Genomic DNA, 16,835 nt, shown 5'->3' on the forward strand with positions numbered 1-16,835 from the left:
GGTTACATTCCGAACCCGGAAGCTAAGCCTTACAGCGCCGATGGTACTGCAGGGGGGACCCTGTGGGAGAGTAGGACGCCGCCGAACAAATATTGATGAAAACCCCGCACCGTTCCGGTGCGGGGTTTTCTGCGTTTAGGGTCGATGCATGCGCTATGACCTCGTCATCTTCGACAACGACGGTGTTCTCGTCGACAGTGAGCCGATCTCCAACCGCCTTCTGGCGGCCTATCTCACCGAGCTGGGCCACCCGACGTCGTACGACGACTCCATTCGTGACTACATGGGCTCCGCCTTGCATCGCGTGCACGATCTCGTGGAGGAGCGGACCGGGCAGCGGTTGCCGGCGGACTTCGACGACGTGTTCCACGCCCGGGTCTTCGCCGCGTTCGAGCGGGAGCTGAAGCCGGTGGTCGGCGCCATGGACGTACTGGAGAAGCTGGCTGCCGACGGCGTGCCGTACTGCGTGGCGTCGTCCGGGAGTCATGAGCGGATCCGGGTGGGGCATCGTGCGGCGGGGCTGGACCGGTGGTTCGACGACGGGCGGATCTTCAGTTCGCAGGACGTGGGGCGGGGCAAGCCGGCGCCGGATCTGTTCCTGTACGCGGCGGACCGTATGGGGGTGGCGCCCGAGCGGTGTGTGGTCGTCGAGGACAGCCCGCTGGGTGTTCAGGCGGCGGTCGCGGCCGGGATGGACGTGTACGGGTTCACCGCGATGACGCCGGCCGGGAAGCTGGCCGGGGCCGCGCGACTCTTCGGCGACATGCGGGAGTTGGCCGAGCTGCTCGACGGGAACCTGAGCGGAAACTGAGCACAACTCATCTTGACCGGATCTACCCACCGGTACCCCCGCGGCCTACGCTCGCCGCCATGACCGATGTGCTGCGGCGCGGCAGGGCCTCGCTGGCGTTCAGCTTCCTCGTGCAGGGCGTCGCCTTCGCTCTGCTCGTGACGCGGATTCCGGCCATTCAGGACCGGTACGGGGTCTCCGACGCGCTGCTGCCGGTCTTCCTCGCCGCCGTACCGATCCTCGCCGGCATCGGAAGTGTCACGACGGAGCGGCTGGTGAAGCGGGTGCCGCCGAGCCGGGTGCTGCGGTGGTCGCAGCCCGTGGTGCTCCTGGCCCTGCTGGGTGTCGGGGTGGGCGAGCACATGGCCGGGCTGGGGGTGGCGCTGGCCGCGTTCGGGCTCGCGGTGGGTGCGTTGGACGCCTCGATGAACATGCTCGGGGTGAGTCTTCAGCGGGCGTACGGGCGCAGCATCATGCTGAGTTTTCATGCCGCGTACAGCCTGGGCGGGATCGTCGGGGCGTCGCTCGCATGGGTGGGGGCGCACTGGGAGCTGGCGCTGTGGGTGTCGTATCTGCCGGTGGTGCTGGTGCTGCTGCCCGCGGCGCTGGTCGGGAGCCGGTGGTATGTCGACGGGGGCGGCCGGCCATCGGTGGAGGGCACCGAAGCAGAGGCTTCGGCGGGCGGCCTCGCGTGGCTGTTGCCGCTGTGTCTGGTGATGACGGTGGCGTACATCGGGGACTCGACGGTCTCCAATTGGAGTGCGAAGTACCTCCAGGACGTGCTGGGGAGTTCGGAGCAGCTGGCGACCGTTCCGTACAACGTCTACATGGTGACCACGCTGGTGGGTCGGGCGGTCGGGGACGTCGGCGTGCGGCGGTTCGGGGCCGTGGCGGTGGTGCGGGCGGGGGCGCTGGTGGCGGCGGTGGGGTTCGCCGTGGTGGCAGGGGCGCCGGGTGCCTGGGTGGGGATGCTGGGGTTCACGCTGCTGGGGCTGGGACTGTGTGTGCTGGTGCCGCAGACCTTCGCGGCGGCGGGGCGGCGGGCGTACGAGAGCGGCAGTGCGGGTGCTGCGGACGCGGCCGTGGCGCGGCTCAATGTCTTCAATTACGTGGGCTTCCTGATCGGTTCGCCGTTGGTCGGGGCGCTCGGCGATGTCTGGAGCTATCGCGGGGCCATGCTGGTGCCGATGGTGTTGGTGCTGGTGACGCTCGTGTACGCCAGGTCGTTCGCGGCTCAACCGGACCGATACGGTGGCGGGCATGAGCGGGCGCGCACAGCTGATGTGGGACGAGGCAGTAACGGGCTATGACTTCGGCCGGGACCATCCGATGGACCCGGTCCGGCTCGCGCTGACCCGGGGTCTGGTCGGTGCCCTCGGGCTCGACCGTGATGTCGAGGTGGTCGCCGCGAAGGCGGCCGGGGAGTCGACCTTGCGGCTCGTGCACCGGGAGGACTACATCGAGGCGGTGCGGGCCGCGTCGGCGAAACCGGAGACGGCGGACCAGTCGTACGGGCTGGGGACGCTCGACGATCCCGCGTTCGCCGGGATGCACGAGGTGTCGGCGCTGATCGCGGGGCAGTCGGTGGGCGCGGCGGAGGCGGTGTGGCGCGGCGAGGCGGCGCACGCGGTGAACTTCGCGGGTGGGCTGCACCATGCCATGCCGGGCGCGGCCTCAGGTTTCTGTGTGTACAACGACGCCGCGCTGGCGATCGCGCGGCTGCTGGAGCTGGGGGCGGAGCGGGTCGCGTACATCGACGTCGACGTGCACCACGGTGACGGTGTGCAGGCGGCGTTCTGGGAGGACCCGCGGGTGCTGACGGTCTCGCTGCACGAGCATCCGCGGACGCTGTTCCCGCAGACCGGGTGGCCGGAGGAGACGGGCGCGGCCGGCGCCGAGGGCGGCGCGGTCAACGTGGCCCTGCCGGCGGGCACCGGGGACGCGGGGTGGCTGCGGGCGTTCCACTCGGTCGTACCGGAGCTGATCGCGGACTTCCGGCCGCAGGTGCTGGTGACGCAGCACGGGGCGGACACGCACTTCGAGGATCCACTGGCGCATCTGGCGGTGTCGCTGGACGCGCAGCGGGCGGTGCAGGTGGCGTGCCACGAGCTGGCGCACGAGTACGCCGACGGGCGGTGGGTGGCGCTGGGCGGTGGTGGTTACGCGGTGGTGGAGGTCGTGCCGCGGTCCTGGACGCATCTGGTGGGCATCGCGGCGGGGCGGCCGGTGGAGCCCACGACGATGATCCCTGAGGGCTGGCGGCAGCAGGTCTACGCCCGGACCCGGCAGTCGGCGCCGCGGCGGATGACGGACGGGCGGTGGCCGGTCTCCTGGGCCGCGTGGGACGAGGGGTACGACCCGGCGGACCGGCTGGACCAGGCGATCCTGGCGACGCGGCGCGCGGTGTTCCCGCTGCGGGGGCTGCTGCCCTGAGCCCGGACGGCGAATTCTGGTCGTTACGCCGACCGTGCGGTGTTCGCCCGTTCCGGCCGCACACCGCGCCCGTTTGCCGCACCATCGCTTCCGTGCCGACCACCGCCGATCTCCGTGCGCATCTCCTCGCTGCCCGGCTCGCCGGTGTCGTGGGCACCACGCGGGAGGAGAGTCTGCGGAGTTACCGGCTGTTCGCCGCCGGGGACCCGCGCCTGCTGATCGGGCTGGACCCCGGATGGGTATGGGGTGAGCGGGAGTTGCTCGCTCTGATGGCGGAGAGATGCGGGGTCTCGGCCGATCCCGCGCACACCTCCGGACAGGAGGTGATCGACCCCGAGCGGACCCTCGCCGCCCTGGACGGCTTCGCGGAGCGGCTGGCGGTGGCCGCGGAGCGTGGCGTGCCGGTGCTGCTGGGCACCGGGCACCCGCATCGGCTGCTCGGTTTCTACGCCGCTCTGGCAGACGGCTTGTCGGCGGCGGGATGTACCGTTCTCACCCCGGCGCAGGGTCGCTGTGTCGACATAACGACCCGGTTCGGTCTACGCACGGGCAACCTCGAGTACGTACGGGGAGTCGGGCTCGTCCGGAGTGCGGCCGGTGAACGCCCCGGTTGTGAGCCCGGCGCACACACGCACTCCCCGCTGCCGGTTCGGACCGCGCTCGCGGCGGCGGCCGACGCCGGCGGGCCGCTTCCGGAACTGGTGATCGGTGATCACGGCTGGGTCTGCGGGGCAGGTCAGCTGGGGTTCGAGGCCATCGGGCCGGCCGATGTGAACGACCCCGCCCCGTTCGTCGGCGAGGCCGAGGGGTCGGTCTCCCTGGTCGTTCCACTTGATGACGGCGTGCGGTCCGATTACTACCTGCCGTTGACCCGCTACGTACTCAATCGAGCGTGTCTGTCACAGTAGGTCGCCGATGGCTGCACCTCTTCCCCACTCGCATCACCCGCCCCTACATTGGGGAGTGAGCACGCAGCGACGAAGAGTCACCGGAAGGGGAAGCCGGTGGCCGTCGAGTGCGGAAGGTTCAGGTGTGTCATGGCTGCAGCTGGCGAGAGGCCTCTGAACGAGGTTCAGTTCCTTACCGTGGCGGAAGTCGCCTCGGTGATGCGAGTGTCGAAGATGACCGTGTACCGGCTGGTGCACAGTGGTCATCTGCCCGCGATCCGGGTGGGGCGGTCCTTCCGCGTCCCGGAGCAAGCGGTTCACGAGTACCTCCGCGAGAGCTATGTGGGGGTGGAAACCGCCTGACGGCGAGGCGGGGAGGTCCGTACAGGGCACTCGTGGGCCTCCCCGGTCACCTCGATTACGACCTCAGCGCTCGGGCGGGTAGGCTAGCCCCTCGTAGGTCGTGTGGGCCCATGGCGCCCAAACACCGAGTGATGAGAAGTGAGCGAGGGTAGTCGTGGGCTCTGTTATCAAGAAGCGGCGCAAGCGGATGGCCAAGAAGAAGCACCGCAAGCTGCTCAAGCGCACGCGCGTCCAGCGTCGCAACAAGAAGTAAGCGACAGCGCGAAAGCGTGTCCAGTGGCCCCCCACCGCAGTCCGGTGGGGGGCCACTGTCATTCGCACGTCGACGGGCGGCTCGCGGACGCCCGGGACTGTCATCACTTCAAGTATCCGGGCGGTATCACAGAGCGACGGTGACCCGGTAGGTTGGCCGTCGGGAGCAGGGCGAGAGGAAGGCGCTGATCTTGGGAAAGGTCGTGCTCGTGACCGGGGTGGCCCGTCAGCTGGGGGGCCGTTTCGTCCGGCGTATCCAGCGGGATCCCGAGGTGGACCGGGTCGTCGCCGTGGACGCGGTCCCGCCCGAGCACCACCTGGGCGGCGCCGACTTCGTCCAGGCGGACATCCGCCACCCCACCATCGCGCGGGTGCTCGCCGAGTCGGGCGCCGACACGGTCGTCCACCTCGACGTCACGGGCACGCCGCTCGGCAGCGGCAGCAGGGCCGCGCTGAAGGAGACCAACGTCATCGGCACCATGCAGCTGCTGGGTGCCTGCCAGAAGTCCCCGAGCGTCAGACGGCTGGTCGTCAAGTCCAGTACGAACGTGTACGGTTCCGCGCCCCGCGACCCGGCGGTCTTCACCGAGTCGACCCCGCCCAAGTCGCTGCCCAGCGGCGGTTTCGCGAAGGACACGGTGGAGGTGGAGGGGTATGTGCGCGGCTTCGCGCGCCGCCGCCCGGACGTCGCCGTGTGCGTGCTGAGGTTCGCCAACATCCTGGGCCCGGCCGCGGACAGTCCGCTCGCCTCGTACTTCGCGCTGCCGGTGCTGCCGACGGTGTTCGGCTACGACCCGCGGCTCCAGTTCGTGCACGAGGACGACGTCATCGAGGTCCTGCGGATCGGTTCGCACGAACCGAGGCGTTCCACGCTCAACAGCGGCACCTTCAACATCGCCGGTGACGGCGTTCTGCTGCTCTCCCAGTGCTCGCGGCGACTGGGCCGGCCGACCGTGCCGTTGCTGCTTCCCGCGGTCACCTGGGCGGGTTCGCTGGTGCGTACGCTGGGGATGACGGACTTCTCGCCCGAGCAGATCCGGTTGCTCACGCACGGGCGGGTGGTGGCGACGGACCAGATGCGGGAGACGCTGGGCTTCACCCCGAAGTACTCGACTGCTGAAACGTTTGCGGACTTCGTCCGCGGTCGCGGTCCCGGGCTGCTTCCGCCGGAGACGCTCGCGAGGGCCGTCGACCGGATCGCCGCGCTGCCCCTGCCGGGCAGCACTCACCCCCCGACGCAGAGCGCCAACTGAGGAGCGCAGCATGGCGGACGCCAAGGTCATTCCGTTCGACGACGACCACCGTTCCCGTGGGGGCGCCGCGCAGCGCCCGGCGCGCCGGCGCGGAGGGGGAAGCCGGCGCCAGGGCGCCGGACGGTCCGCGGCGGTGGGGGAGGTCCAGCCGCTGCCGGGCATGGAATCCGTGCGGGATGATGATCCGGTGACCGGTGAAGAGGAGCAGCCCCAGGAGCAGGCCGGTGACGGCGCCGGTGGCGGGCCCGGCGGACTGGAGCAGCGGGTCGCGAGCGGGCTGGCCTTTCTGCGCCGCCGGCTCACCGGGGACTACGAGGTCGACGACTTCGGCTACGACGAGGAACTCACCGACCAGGTCCTGATGTCCCTGCTGCGCCCGATGTACGAGAAGTACTTCCGGGTCGATGTGAAGGGCATCGAGAACATCCCGTCGGAGGGCGGCGCGCTGATCGTCGCCAACCATTCCGGGACGGTGCCGGTGGACGGCCTGATGATGCAGGTCGCCGTGCACGACCACCATCCGGCGGACCGTCATCTGCGGCTGCTCGCCGCGGACCTGGTGTTCATGCTGCCCGTGGTCAACGAGCTCGCCCGCAAGCTGGGGCACACGCTGGCGTGCGCGGAGGACGCCGAACGCCTCCTCGCGCAGGGTGAGCTGGTGGGGGTGATGCCGGAGGGGTTCAAGGGCATCGGGAAGCCCTTCGGCGAGCGGTACAAGCTTCAGCGATTCGGGCGTGGCGGTTTCGTCTCGACCGCGCTGCGGCAGGGCGCTCCCATCGTCCCGTGCTCGATCGTCGGGGCGGAGGAGATCTATCCGATGATCGGCAACGCGAAGACGCTGGCCCGGGTGCTGGGATTCCCGTACTTCCCGTTGACGCCGACGTTTCCGTGGCTCGGTCCGCTGGGCGCGATCCCGCTGCCGACGAAGTGGACGATCCAGTTCGGTGAGCCGATCCCGACGGACGGCTATCCGCCGGAGGCGGCGGAGGACCCCATGCTGATGTTCAACCTGACCGATCAGGTCAGGGAGCAGATCCAGCACACGCTCTACAAGTTGCTGGTGCAGCGGCGGTCGGTGTTCTTCTAGGGCTGGCGGTGGGGCCCCTCACGGCGTGTGGGGCCCCACCGCTTCCTACTCCGCGTCCTCGCTGTCGATGCCCAGGCCCGGGAGGAGGCCGGGCAGGAGCGGGGGGATCGTGACATCGGGGGCGGGGGGTGGGGTGATGCCGCCCGTGGGCGGTGGCGGGGTGGTGATGGCGCCGCTCTCCTTGGGCGGGTCGAGCAGGCCGCCGGTGTTCCCGCCGAGCAGGCCGTCGCTCTCCCGGTCGCCCTCGGCGGAACCGGACGGTCCGGTGCTGCTGGAGCCGTCCTCCTCGGAGGCGTCGTCTCCCGTTCCGGGGGACTGCGAGGGGCCCGTGCCGGACGGGTCGCCGGGTGTCGACTCGGCGCCGCGCCGCTGGGCTCCGTCGCCGCCCTCGTCGGTCGGCGGCTGGGGCAGCAGCGACTCCAGCGGGGCCACGTCCTGCTCTATGGCGTCGAACACCGACGAGACCTGCTCGCTCACATCACCCAGCTGCACGGGCAGCCGGTCGCGCAGGGTGCCCCAGGTCTCGCGGTGCGCCTGGGAGAAGGAGGAGAGCGCCTGCATGGGGCCCAGGGAGTCCGGATCGCGCTCATAGGCCTCGCGGAGCAGCCGGTGACCCTCGGAGGCGTCGTGCCGCATGCCGGACAGGGCGCGGCGGATCTCACCGAGGGACTCGTGGTCGAGGGGGCCGCTGCGGCCCCGCTCCATCAGCCGGCGGGCTTCGCCGAGGCGGGTGGAGGCGTGGTCGAGGTAGACCCGGCCGCGCTCGTCGTTTCCGTCGGCGAGGCCGAGTTTGACGTCCTCGATGCCGCGCTTGAGTCCGTAGAGCGAGTCGCCAGGGAGGGCGTCGGAGCTGGCGGCGGCGACTCCGCCGAAGGCGCCGGCGGCGACACCGACGGTGAGTCCGCCCGCGGTGAGCCCTTTGGCCAGCCTCGATCGCGGTCGTAGTTTGCCCAGGGGGGTCGCCCGGTGGGCGCCCTTGGCCCGGCGTGCACGCTGGTCGGGTACGGCCTGGTCCGTCGCCCCGCCCGCCGCGGTGCCCTCCTGGAGCATGGCCTCGAACGCGGCCACCAGTTGGGCCCGCTGGACGACCTTGACCTCGGGGTCCAGTTCCGGTTTGGGCAGGGCGCCGAGGCCGGAGGTCAGCGCGAGCAGTTGTGCCTGCCCGGTCTCCGCGGCGGCCGGGGCCGGTGCCGAACCTTCGGACTGCGCGGCCGCCGTGCCCCGGTCGGACTGTTCCTCCAGGGCCTGGGCGAAGGCGTTCGCCCGCCGGTGCGCCGATACGTTCGCGATCACTGGCGGCACCTCCTCTCGTCATCACGGTCGACTCCCCAGGGGGTCCTGAGGGTTCCCCGCCCTGACCGGCGCCACACGATCGAGTGATCGGAGCCGGTCAGGGGGTGACCACAGGGAGCCTGTATCCCGCACAACGAGTGGCGCGGTACTTGGGTTACGCACGCCGGATCGCCGAATGAGGAAGCGAACCGGGTTTCACGTACCGTGAGTTGACTGTCGCGGAGCGTGTTCCGGTCGGCGGGCTCGTCGGTCAGCGGGCGTCTTCCGGGAGGAGCCGGGCGAGGGTGCGGACGGCCCGGTACTGGAGGGTCTTGATGGCGCCTTCGTTCTTGCCCATCACGCGGGCGGTCTCGGCGACGGAGAGACCCTGGAGGAACCGGAGCGTGACGCACTCCTGCTGTTGGGGGTTGAGTCGTCGTACGGCATCGAGGAGGGCGGCGTTGGACAGTGACTCGAGAACGGAATCCTCGGGGGAGCGCTCGACCTCGTTGGCGTCGAGCATCTCCCCGGTGGTGACCTCGAGGCGGAAGCGGCTGGACTTGAAGTGGTCGGCGACGAGGTTGCGGGCGATGGTCACCAGCCAGGCGCCGAAGTCGCGGCCCTGCCAGGTGAAGGTGCCGATGCGGCGCAGCGCCCGGAGGAAGGTCTCGCTGGTGAGGTCCTCGGCGGTCGCCTTGCCGCCGACCCGGTAGTAGATGTACCGGTACACGGTGTCGCTGTACTGGTCGTAGAGGCGTCCGAAGGCCTCGGCCTCGCCCGCCTGGGCGCGCTCGACGAGGTCCATCATCCGGGCGCTGTCGCTGTCGGCGGCGGGGCGGCGGGCGGTGGGGGTGCCGGTGGTCGTCCTGGCGGCCGCGCCTCTGGCCGCGCTCCTGGTGGTGCCGGCGGGTGTCGTGGCGTGGCGGCCTCGTCTGCCGACCGCGGCGCTGCCGTCGGCGAGGGCGTAGCAGGGGCCGGCGGGGGTGGTGGCAGTGGGTAGGGCGAGTGCGGGTACCGCGTGCGCGGGGGGGACGATGCCGCGCAACATCTCTCGGGCTGTCGCGACTGTTGCGCGCAGCGTAGCCAGGCCCGAGGCGTCAACCCCGACGTGTGGGTACACGGGACTCCCAGAGGCAGAGCTTCCATCACGTGCAGTGCGGTGCCGTTCACCCGTCGTGGTTATGGGTGGGTACCGGATTGCGTCTGAGGAGAATAACGCTTCGTGCAGGGTCTGCTACACCGAGTTGCTCAAATCATCGATTACGTCGCTTCCGTAACCGGTTGATGGGCGATCAGGGGTGGGGTGGTGACCGATTGTTGATCGAAATGGTTCGTATTCGGGGTCGGTGTGGGGCGAGTTGTGGCCGTGTCCAGCCAAGAGGACTGGACAGGGGGGTTGCGGGGTACGGCAGTTGGATTGGCCGGGGTTGGTCCGCATCGCTGCGGGCAGTCGTGCCGCATGGGCGGCACGGGTGGGCGCAGGCGGCACCCGGCGAGCGCCGGGGCGCGCGACCACCGCCCGGACCACGCTCACGCGGGTCCAGCTGCGGGCAGTCGTGCCGCGGGGTTGCGCTGCCCGGCGTCGGCGAGGTGCCGGTGTTGGTGCGGGCCGGGGGGGAGTCGCGCTGCCCGGCGCTGGCGGGGTGCCGCTGCGCCCACCCGTGCCGCCCCAGCGGCACGACTGCCAGCAGCTGAGTGGGAGAGCGTGACTGCCCGCAGCTATGGCGGATGCGGGCTTGGGTCAGCGGCGTTTGCGGTGGAGGGCGATGGCTGCTGCCGTGCCGCCGGCCACCGCGCCCACGCCCGCCGCCGCGGGGATGCCGACCTTGGCCGCCTTGCGGCCGGTGCGGTAGTCGCGCAGGCGCCAGTCCATGCGGCGGGCGTGCTTGCGGAGCTTCGAGTCCGGGTTGATGGCGTAGGGGTGGCCCACCAGCGACAGCATCGGGATGTCGTTGTGCGAGTCGCTGTACGCGGCGCAGCGGCCGAGGTCCAGTTCCTCCGCCAGCGCCAGCGCGCGTACCGCCTCCGCCTTGGCGGGCCCGTGCAGCGGTTCGCCCACCAGTTTGCCCGTGTACACGCCGTCGACCGACTCGGCGACCGTGCCGAGCGCCCCGGTGAGCCCCAGCCGGCGGGCGATCACCTGGGCGATCTCCACCGGTGCCGCCGTGACCAGCCACACCCGCTGCCCGGCGTCGAGGTGCGCCTGGGCCAGTGCCCGGGTCCCCGGCCAGATCCGCTCGGCCATGTACTCGTCGTAGATCTCCTCGCCGATGGACTGGAGCTCGGAGACGCGGTGGCCCTGGACGATGGAGAGCGCCGAGTCGCGCGCCTCCTGCATGTGCTCGGGGTCCTCGACCCCGGCCAGCCGGAACCACGCCTGCTGCCAGGCGAACCGGGCGAGGTCGCGCGTGTCGAAGAACTTCCGCTTGTACAGGCCCCGCCCGAAGTGGAACAGGGCCGCGCCCTGCATCACCGTGTTGTCCAGGTCGAAGAACGCGGCGGCCCGTTCGTCCCCCGGGACAGGGAACTCCGGTTCGCGTTCGGAAACTTCCTGGGTGGACTTGCGTGCTGCCTCCGCCGAGGCCTCGCCTGCCAACACGCTCCGCGCCGTGGCGGAGCGCCTACGGGGAGTGAGCCATCCGAGAGCGGCCATGGCGTGAGCATAGCCAGTCCGCCCGGCGGTTCCGGAGCCGAGAGGTTCGGACGCCGTGAACTCTGCGTGTCCGGGGTGTTGAACCGCGCGCGACAATGACCGGTATGAGCCCTCTCTTCCGCCGCAACACCCCGGCCGCCCCGCGGGACCGGCTCGTCACCCTCGTCCGCAAGCCCGGCTGCCATCTGTGCGACGACGCGCAGCTGGTGGTGGAGAAGGTGTGCGGAGAGCTCGGCGTCCCGTGGGAGCGGAAGGACATCACCCAGGACCCGGAGCTGCACGACCAGTACTGGGAGCAGATCCCCGTCGTCCTCGTCGACGGCCGCCAGCACACCTTCTGGCGTGTGAACGAGGACCGCCTCCGCAAGGCCCTCGCCGACTGACCGGCCAGTCCAAAGTGGCCGGAAAGTCGCTTAGGATCGATGGTGGCTTGGTCTCGGGGGCGGGATTCACAGAGGAGAGTGTGCGGTTTTGCCCCCAGAAGAAAAGGAACGGCGGTGCTCGTGCGCCGGTTCCGCCCGAGTGCGCCGGGGGCGCGTGACCCCGGTCACGTTGGCCGGGCAAATCGGACACAATCTTTGTGCACGCGTTCACAAAGACATAGCCTGCATTCGACGGGGCGGTCCGGGGACGTATGACCGCCTGAAGCCCCGCTCTACCCGCAGGAGCACCGTGGCAACTGGCCGAACTCACCGACCGGCGACCCGTAGCCGAGGGATTCCCGAGGCCACCGTCGCCAGGCTTCCGCTGTACCTCCGCGCCCTCACCGCGCTCTCGGAGCGCTCGGTGCCCACGGTTTCCTCGGAGGAGCTGGCGGCCGCCGCGGGGGTCAACTCCGCGAAGCTGCGCAAGGACTTCTCCTACCTGGGCTCCTACGGGACCAGGGGCGTCGGCTACGACGTCGAGTATCTCGTGTACCAGATCTCCCGCGAACTCGGCCTGACCCAGGACTGGCCGGTTGTGATCGTAGGAATCGGTAACCTCGGCGCCGCCCTCGCCAACTACGGCGGGTTCGCCTCCCGAGGTTTCCGGGTCGCCGCGCTGATCGACGCCGACCCCGCGATGGCCGGGAAGCCCGTCGCCGGGATCCCGGTGCAGCACACCGACGAGCTCGAGTTGATCATCCAGGACAACGGCGTGTCGATCGGCGTGATCGCGACCCCCGCCGGCGCCGCCCAGCAGGTCTGCGACCGTCTCGTGGCCGCCGGTGTCACCTCCATCCTGAACTTCGCGCCGACCGTGCTGACCGTTCCCGACGGTGTCGACGTGCGCAAGGTGGACCTCTCCATCGAGCTCCAGATCCTCGCCTTCCACGAGCAGCGCAAGGCCGGCGAGGAGGCCACGGCCGAGACCACGGCCGCCCCGGCCGCCACCCGCCAGGAGTCCGCCACCGACCAGGGGCCCGACGGGGACGTACCCGCCGTGATGCCGGCATGAGTCTCCTCGTCGTCGGACTGAGCCACCGCAGCGCGCCGGTCAGCGTGCTGGAGCGGGCCTCGCTGGGCGTGGACGCGCAGACCAAGCTGCTCCAGGACACGGTCGCCGCGGAACCCGCCACGGAGGGCGCGGTCCTCGCCACCTGCAACCGCATCGAGCTGTACGCCGACGTGGACAAGTTCCACGCCGGTGTCGCCGAGCTGTCCACGCTGCTCGCCCAGCACAGCGGGGTCGGCCTGGAGGAGCTCACTCCTTATCTCTATGTGCACTACGAGGACCGGGCCGTCCACCACCTGTTCTCGGTGGCCTGCGGCCTCGACTCGATGGTCGTGGGCGAGGGCCAGATCCTCGGCCAGATCAAGGACGCGCTCGCCCGCGCGCAGGAGCTGCACACCGCCGGGCGGCTGCTGAACGACCTGTTCCAGCAGGCGCTGCGGGTCGGCAAGCGGGCCCACTCCGAGACCGGTATCGACCGGGCCGGGCAGTCCCTGGTGACGTTCGGTCTGGAGCAGCTGGCCGTCGGCGCGCCCGTGGAGACCTGGGCCCGGGGCAAGAAGGCCCTGGTCATAGGCGCCGGCTCGATGTCCTCGCTGGCCGCGGCCACGCTCGCGCGGGCCGGTGTCGCCGAGATCGCGATCGCCAACCGTACGCCCGAGCGTGCCGAGCGTCTCGCGGAGATCCTGGTGGAGGGCGACGACACGGACGTGCTGGCCCGCGCGGTCCCGATGGGATCGGTGCCGGTCGAGCTGACACGTGCAGATGTCGTCGTCTCCTGCACCGGGGCGACAGGACTGGTCCTGACGGCCGAGACGATCGCCGCGGGTGCCGAGGGCCGTGTCGGACAGCCGCAGGGCGTCGGGCGTCCCGTCGTCGACCTCGACGACGCGGCCGTGGCGGCTCCCCTGCCGCCCACCTCCGTGGGTACGGAGGAGGGCTGCCCGCTGGACCTGTCCGCCGTACAGCCCGGTTTCTCCGTGATGGGGGAGGCGGCCGTCGCCGGGATGGACGCGGCGACGCTGGAGCAGCACGCGGCATGGGTCGCGGGCGGCACGGTCGACCGCCGGGAGGCCGCCCGCAGCGGCCCCGAGGCCGACGCCGAGCTGATCGGCGCGCTCGCCGCCACCGCGTCCGCCGTCGGCCGGATCCCCGAGCGGCGCCGTCCGGAGCCGGTGGCCGAGCCGCCGCGCCCGGAGCCGGTGCTGTTCCTGCTGGACCTGGCGATGCCGCGGGACATCGACGCGGCCGCGCACCGTCTCGCCGGTGTGCGCTTGGTCGACATCGAGTCGCTCGCCGAGGCGTCCGCGGACGCTCCGATGGCTGCCGATGTGGACCAGGTCCGGCGTATCGTCTCCGACGAGGTCGCCGCGTTCGGGGCGGCACAGCGGGCGGCGCACATCACGCCGACCGTCGTCGCCCTGCGCACCATGGCGGCCGATGTGGTGGCCGGTGAGATGGCCCGCCTGGAGGGGCGGCTCCCCGGCCTGGACGACAAGCACCGCGCGGAGATCACCCAGACCGTGCGGCGGGTGGTCGACAAGCTGCTGCACGCGCCGACGGTACGGGTCAAGCAGCTCGCGGCCGAGCCCGGCGGAGCCGGGTACGCGGACGCGCTGCGCACCCTGTTCGACCTCGACCCCGAGACGGTGGCCTCCGTCTCCCGCGCCGAGGAAAGCACCGAGAAGAACGCAAGGAAGAACCGAGGGCCGGCATGACTGAGAAGGCACTGAGGCTGGGGACCAGGCGGAGCAAGCTCGCCATGGCCCAGTCCGGGCAGGTGGCGGAAGCCGTGAGCCAGGTGACCGGACGGCCCGTCGAGCTCGTCGAGATCACCACGTACGGCGATGTCTCGCGCGAGCATCTCGCGCAGATCGGCGGCACGGGCGTGTTCGTCGCCGCGCTGCGCGAGGCGCTGGCACGGGGCGAGGTGGACTTCGCGGTGCACTCGCTGAAGGACCTGCCGACCGCGCAGCCCGACGAACTGGTCCTGGCCGCCGTCCCGGTGCGCGAGGACCCCCGGGACGTGATCATCGCGCGGGACGCGCTGAAGCTCACCGACCTGCCGCGCGGCGCCCGCATCGGCACGGGTTCACCGCGCCGCATGGCGCAGCTGAACGCGTACGCGCGCAGCCACGGCATGGACATCGAGACGGTCCCGATCCGGGGCAACGTCGACACCCGCATCGGGTACGTCACCAAGGGCGACCTGGATGCCGTGGTGCTGGCCGCCGCCGGACTGAACCGGATCGGACGCAGTGACGAGGTGACCGACTTCCTGTCGGTCGACACGGTTCTGCCCGCCCCCGGCCAGGGGGCACTGGCGATCGAGTGCACCGCGGACAACGCGGAACTCGCCGCCGCGCTCGCCGAGCTCGACGACCCGTTCACGCGGGTCGCCGTGACGGCCGAGCGGTCACTGCTCGCCGCCCTGGAGGCCGGCTGCTCCGCCCCTGTGGGCGCGCTGGCCGACCTTCTGGCCGACGGGCAGATTGTCAAGGAAATGCGCCTGCGCGGCGTCGTCGGCACGACCGACGGCTCGACGCTGGTGCAGCTGTCCACCACCGGTCCCGTGCCCGAGACGCACGAGGCGGCGATGGCACTCGGTCGCGAACTCGCCACCGGGATGCTCGCGCAGGGCGCGGCCGGTCTGATGGGGGAGCGAGCACAGTGAGCCCCACCACCCTTCCCGCCCCTCCGGAACACGGGCACGTCACCTTCCTCGGTGCCGGACCCGGGGATCCGGGACTGCTGACCCTGCGCGCCGTGGAGGCGCTGGCGAACGCGGACGTTCTCGTCGCCGAGCACGAGGTGCTCGACGTCGTACGCACGCACGCGAGGCAGGGCGTGGCCGAAGTGCACACGGACGCCGATCCGTCGGATCCGGGCACGGGCACGCCCCAGCTGACGGTCGTTGACGGCGCGTCAACAACCGCCGGTGCCACCGCGATGCGGGATGCGGCACATCTTGTCATGGAGGCCGCGCGGGGCGGCAGGCGGGTCGTGCGTGCGGTGTCCGGTGATCCCGGGCTCGACACGTACGCCGCCGAGGAGATGCTGGCGTGCGCCTCGGCCGGGGTGCCGTTCGAGGTCGTCCCGGGCATCGCGACCGCCGTCGGTGTGCCCGCGTACGCCGGTGTGCCGCTGCGTGACGCCGAGGGGGCGGACGTGCGGTTCGTCGACGCCCGTACGGCGTCCGACCGGTGCTGGACGGAGGTCGGGGCGTCGGACGGCACGGTCGTCGTCTCCACCACGCTCGACTCCGTGGCCGCCGCGGCGGGCGAACTGGTGTCCGCCGGACGCAAGCCCGACACCCCGATGACGGTGACGGTCGCCGGTACGACGACCCGGCAGCGCACATGGACGGCGACGCTCGGCACGATCGCGCAGACGCTGAAGCAGGCGAAGGTGCTGCCGTCCCCGGACGGCGGCCGGCCGGTCATAGCCGTGGTCGGCGAGCGCAGCGCCACCGCCCGTCGCGACCAGCTGTCGTGGTTCGAGTCCAAGCCGCTGTTCGGCTGGAAGGTGCTCGTGCCGCGTACGAAGGAGCAGGCGGCGTCGCTCTCCGACCAGCTGCGGTCCTACGGCGCGGTGCCGCACGAGGTCCCCACGATCGCGGTGGAGCCCCCGCGCACCCCGCAGCAGATGGAGCGGGCGGTCAAGGGCCTGGTGACGGGCCGCTACGAGTGGATCGCGTTCACCTCGGTCAACGCGGTGAAGGCGGTCCGGGAGAAGTTCGAGGAGTACGGCCTCGACGCCCGTGCCTTCGCCGGCATCAAGGTCGCCGCAGTGGGCGAGCAGACGGCGAACGCGCTGATCGCCTTCGGTGTGAAGCCGGACCTGGTGCCGAGCGGTGAGCAGTCGGCGGCGGGTCTGCTGGAGGACTGGCCTCCGTACGACCCGGTCTTCGACCCGATCGACCGTGTCTTCCTGCCACGCGCCGACATCGCCACGGAGACCCTGGTCGCGGGCCTCATCGAGCTCGGCTGGGAGGTGGACGACGTCACGGCCTACCGGACCGTGCGCGCGTCGCCGCCGCCGGCGGAGACCCGCGAGGCGATCAAGGGCGGCGGCTTCGACGCGGTGCTCTTCACCTCGTCGTCGACGGTGCGGAACCTGGTCGGCATCGCGGGCAAGCCGCACAACGTGACGGTCATCGCCTGCATCGGCCCGGCGACGGCGAAGACGGCCGAGGAACACGGCCTGCGCGTCGACGTCATGGCCCCCGAGCCGTCGGTCCACAAGCTGGCGGAGGCCCTGGCCGACTTCGGCACCCGCCGCCGCACGGCGGCACTCGACGCGGGCGACCCGGTGACCCGGCCGAGCGAGCGGAGGCCGGGGGCGCGGAGACGTCGGTCGACGACCTGAGGTCGTAGCAGGCGTGAGGCGATGGGCGGGACGTGCCGTGAGGGCG

The 16,835-nt window shown here is 71.2% G+C and carries 16 protein-coding genes and 1 rRNA gene; 14 read left to right on the forward strand and 3 right to left on the reverse strand.

Going from position 1 to position 16,835, the window contains the following annotated elements; translation table 11 throughout:
* The 9 genes from rrf to ACZ470_RS03660 all read left to right on the forward strand — a co-directional run.
* Window positions 1-87, forward strand: a 5S ribosomal RNA gene (gene rrf, locus ACZ470_RS03620); the annotation flags it as partial.
* Between the two features lie 61 nt (window positions 88-148).
* Window positions 149-811 (forward strand): HAD family hydrolase, encoded by a 663-nt coding sequence (locus ACZ470_RS03625; protein ID WP_468424070.1) that lies wholly within the window; start codon window positions 149-151, stop codon window positions 809-811.
* 20 nt (window positions 812-831) lie between these two features.
* A complete protein-coding gene (locus ACZ470_RS03630) occupies window positions 832-2,100 on the forward strand; it encodes an MFS transporter (protein ID WP_468425158.1) in 1,269 nt (422 codons plus the stop codon).
* On the forward strand, window positions 2,051-3,223 hold the full coding sequence (locus tag ACZ470_RS03635) for an acetoin utilization protein AcuC (RefSeq protein ID WP_468424072.1): 1,173 nt from the start codon (window positions 2,051-2,053) through the stop codon (window positions 3,221-3,223). Before ACZ470_RS03630 ends, ACZ470_RS03635 begins: the two co-directional genes overlap by 50 nt.
* 92 nt (window positions 3,224-3,315) lie before the next feature.
* The gene (locus tag ACZ470_RS03640; RefSeq protein WP_468424074.1) at window positions 3,316-4,131 is read left to right on the forward strand and encodes a phosphatase; all 816 of its coding nucleotides are present in this window, start codon (window positions 3,316-3,318) and stop codon (window positions 4,129-4,131) included.
* Window positions 4,132-4,260: 129 nt separating this feature from the next.
* Complete coding sequence (locus tag ACZ470_RS03645; protein ID WP_004984898.1) at window positions 4,261-4,473, forward strand: helix-turn-helix domain-containing protein; 213 nt, start codon at window positions 4,261-4,263, stop codon at window positions 4,471-4,473.
* Between the two features lie 154 nt (window positions 4,474-4,627).
* Window positions 4,628-4,726, forward strand: coding sequence for a 30S ribosomal protein bS22 (locus ACZ470_RS03650; protein WP_003948845.1), 99 nt, complete (start codon window positions 4,628-4,630; stop codon window positions 4,724-4,726).
* 190 nt (window positions 4,727-4,916) lie between these two features.
* Window positions 4,917-5,978 (forward strand): NAD-dependent epimerase/dehydratase family protein, encoded by a 1,062-nt coding sequence (locus tag ACZ470_RS03655; RefSeq protein ID WP_468424075.1) that lies wholly within the window; start codon window positions 4,917-4,919, stop codon window positions 5,976-5,978.
* Window positions 5,979-5,988: 10 nt separating this feature from the next.
* Entirely contained in the window at window positions 5,989-7,065 is a 1,077-nt protein-coding gene (locus ACZ470_RS03660) for a lysophospholipid acyltransferase family protein (RefSeq protein WP_468424076.1), read from the forward strand.
* 45 nt (window positions 7,066-7,110) lie between these two features.
* On the opposite strand, the gene ACZ470_RS03665 is transcribed toward ACZ470_RS03660, so the two are convergent.
* The 3 genes from ACZ470_RS03665 to ACZ470_RS03675 all read right to left on the reverse strand — a co-directional run bounded on the left by ACZ470_RS03665 (window position 7,111) and on the right by ACZ470_RS03675 (window position 10,990).
* On the reverse strand, window positions 7,111-8,358 hold the full coding sequence (locus ACZ470_RS03665; protein WP_468424077.1) for a DUF5667 domain-containing protein: 1,248 nt from the start codon (window positions 8,356-8,358) through the stop codon (window positions 7,111-7,113).
* A 250-nt stretch (window positions 8,359-8,608) separates the two neighbouring features.
* A complete protein-coding gene (locus ACZ470_RS03670) occupies window positions 8,609-9,457 on the reverse strand; it encodes an ECF subfamily RNA polymerase sigma factor, BldN family (protein ID WP_468424078.1) in 849 nt (282 codons plus the stop codon).
* Between the two features lie 621 nt (window positions 9,458-10,078).
* Window positions 10,079-10,990 carry an HAD family hydrolase gene (locus ACZ470_RS03675; RefSeq protein ID WP_468424079.1) on the reverse strand — a complete coding sequence of 304 codons (912 nt, stop codon included), beginning with the start codon at window positions 10,988-10,990 and terminating at the stop codon, window positions 10,079-10,081.
* Between the two features lie 104 nt (window positions 10,991-11,094).
* Here ACZ470_RS03675 and ACZ470_RS03680 point away from each other — a divergent pair, with 104 nt between their 5' ends.
* The 5 genes from ACZ470_RS03680 (at window position 11,095) to ACZ470_RS03700 (ending at window position 16,789) form a co-directional block, all read left to right on the forward strand.
* The gene (locus ACZ470_RS03680; protein WP_468424081.1) at window positions 11,095-11,373 is read left to right on the forward strand and encodes a glutaredoxin family protein; all 279 of its coding nucleotides are present in this window, start codon (window positions 11,095-11,097) and stop codon (window positions 11,371-11,373) included.
* 289 nt (window positions 11,374-11,662) lie between these two features.
* Window positions 11,663-12,427 carry a redox-sensing transcriptional repressor Rex gene (locus tag ACZ470_RS03685; RefSeq protein WP_468424082.1) on the forward strand — a complete coding sequence of 255 codons (765 nt, stop codon included), beginning with the start codon at window positions 11,663-11,665 and terminating at the stop codon, window positions 12,425-12,427.
* A complete protein-coding gene (locus tag ACZ470_RS03690) occupies window positions 12,424-14,139 on the forward strand; it encodes a glutamyl-tRNA reductase (protein WP_468424083.1) in 1,716 nt (571 codons plus the stop codon). Before ACZ470_RS03685 ends, ACZ470_RS03690 begins: the two co-directional genes overlap by 4 nt.
* Complete coding sequence (hemC, locus tag ACZ470_RS03695; RefSeq protein ID WP_468424085.1) at window positions 14,136-15,095, forward strand: hydroxymethylbilane synthase; 960 nt, start codon at window positions 14,136-14,138, stop codon at window positions 15,093-15,095. The genes ACZ470_RS03690 and hemC overlap by 4 nt, the downstream gene beginning before the upstream one ends.
* A complete protein-coding gene (locus ACZ470_RS03700; protein ID WP_468424087.1) occupies window positions 15,092-16,789 on the forward strand; it encodes a bifunctional uroporphyrinogen-III C-methyltransferase/uroporphyrinogen-III synthase in 1,698 nt (565 codons plus the stop codon). Before hemC ends, ACZ470_RS03700 begins: the two co-directional genes overlap by 4 nt.
* Window positions 16,790-16,835: the final 46 nt, after the last annotated feature.

The organism is Streptomyces sp. NPDC031111, assembly GCF_055570675.1.

Excerpts from the sequence above, each read along its gene's own strand:
- ACZ470_RS03625 (WP_468424070.1), top strand. The coding sequence starts at position 149 with ATGCGCTATGACCTCGTCATCTTCGACAACGACGGTGTTCTCGTCGAC.
- ACZ470_RS03635 (WP_468424072.1), top strand. The coding sequence starts at position 2,051 with ATGAGCGGGCGCGCACAGCTGATGTGGGACGAGGCAGTAACGGGCTAT.
- ACZ470_RS03645 (WP_004984898.1), top strand. The coding sequence starts at position 4,261 with ATGGCTGCAGCTGGCGAGAGGCCTCTGAACGAGGTTCAGTTCCTTACC.
- ACZ470_RS03660 (WP_468424076.1), top strand. The coding sequence starts at position 5,989 with ATGGCGGACGCCAAGGTCATTCCGTTCGACGACGACCACCGTTCCCGT.
- ACZ470_RS03675 (WP_468424079.1), bottom strand. The coding sequence starts at position 10,990 with ATGGCCGCTCTCGGATGGCTCACTCCCCGTAGGCGCTCCGCCACGGCG.
- ACZ470_RS03680 (WP_468424081.1), top strand. The coding sequence starts at position 11,095 with ATGAGCCCTCTCTTCCGCCGCAACACCCCGGCCGCCCCGCGGGACCGG.
- ACZ470_RS03690 (WP_468424083.1), top strand. The coding sequence starts at position 12,424 with ATGAGTCTCCTCGTCGTCGGACTGAGCCACCGCAGCGCGCCGGTCAGC.
- hemC (WP_468424085.1), top strand. The coding sequence starts at position 14,136 with ATGACTGAGAAGGCACTGAGGCTGGGGACCAGGCGGAGCAAGCTCGCC.